Source organism: Priestia sp. P5_B4, assembly GCF_056400385.1.
The window spans coordinates 1-1,453 of the sequence record NZ_JBFULJ010000925.1; the positions used below are offsets into that span (position 1 = coordinate 1).

General features: G+C 38.4%; 2 protein-coding genes. Both read right to left on the reverse strand.

What is annotated here, in order from left to right; all coding sequences use genetic code 11:
- On the reverse strand, positions 1 to 919 hold a 919-nt coding region (locus AC1DRF_RS27525), incomplete at its 3' end, for a NupC/NupG family nucleoside CNT transporter (protein ID WP_477742250.1).
- A gap of 19 nt (positions 920 to 938) precedes the next feature.
- Positions 939 to 1,337: a cytidine deaminase gene (locus AC1DRF_RS27530; protein WP_013057475.1), complete on the reverse strand. Its 399-nt coding sequence runs from the start codon at positions 1,335 to 1,337 to the stop codon at positions 939 to 941.
- Positions 1,338 to 1,453: the final 116 nt, after the last annotated feature.

The window sequence follows — 1,453 nt, forward strand, 5'->3', positions numbered from 1 at the left end:
CCATAATTCCACCCGCTGCCACAACTTCTGAAGCAGGAACACCCATGATGAATGCAAACGGTGCAAACACATAGCCAAGAAGATGCTGGAACGATAGACCAAATAACATTTCAAACACGTTATCAATCGCAGCCATCAGCGCAACGAAACCAATTAGCATCGCACCTACGATAATTGCTACTTTAAATCCATCCATAATGTATTCGCCAAGCATTTCGAAGAACGTTTGCTTATGACCTGTTTGTACCTCTAAAATATCTTCTTGATCCGTTACTGTGTAAGGGTTAATGATAGAAGAAATAATAAATCCGCCAAATAAGTTAATAACGATTGCTGTTACTACGTATTTTGGTTCAATCATTGTCATATAAGCACCGACAATTGACATTGAAACAGTCGACATAGCTGATGCACAAAGCGTATATAAACGATTTGGCGGCAGTTTGTCTAGTTGCTTTTTAACAGTAATGAATACTTCTGACTGACCTACAATCGCGGAAGCTACTGCGTTATAAGACTCTAATTTTCCCATTCCGTTAATCTTGCTGAGAACTAAGCCAATCCATTTCATAATGAACGGAAGGATTTTAAAGTGCTGTAAAATCCCAATCAAGACAGAGATAAAAACAATCGGAAGCAGCACGTTTAAGAAAAACGGCATTGATCCTTTGTTCGCAATKCCTCCAAATACGAACTCTACTCCTTGGTTTGCGTATGAAAGCAACTTTCCAAAAACGCTGGCAATCGCATTGATAATAATCAAACCAAACTTTGTGTTAAGAAGTAAAGCTGATAAAAGAACTTGAATCACAACCATAATAACGATTGGTTTATATTTGATTTCTTTACGGTTATTACTTGCAAGATACGCTAATCCAAAGACAACGAGTAACCCTAAGATGCCAATTAAATATTTCATAGTATCCTCCACTGCTTACTTATTTTTGTAAGTCTTTTGATGAAAAATAGCCCGGTAAGATTTCGTTGATGTTGGTAATCACAAAATCTCCTTTTAGGTTTGCTAAGATAATTTGTGTGTGATCATCACAGAACTCAGCTAATACTTGTCTGCATGCGCCGCAAGGAGAAATTGGTCCGTCCGTATCTCCTACAACTGCAATAGCTGAAAACTGTTTGTCCCCTTCTGAAACAGCTTTAAAGATTGCCGTTCGCTCAGCACAGTTCGTCAATCCATAGGAAGCGTTTTCAATATTGCATCCACGATAAATCTTCCCATCGGTTGTTAAAAGAGCTGCACCAACATGGAAGTGAGAATATGGTACATGTGCTTGTTTGCTTGCTGCGATTGCTTCATCTATTAATTGTTTTGGCTCCACAGTCATCATCCTTTGCTTAGTTTACAGCAGGTTAGTTAGTACTAACCTGCTGTCATTTATTAATAATCAGAGTTGCTTAATTGACCTTTTGCAATTGATACGCCAGAGCTTGCACC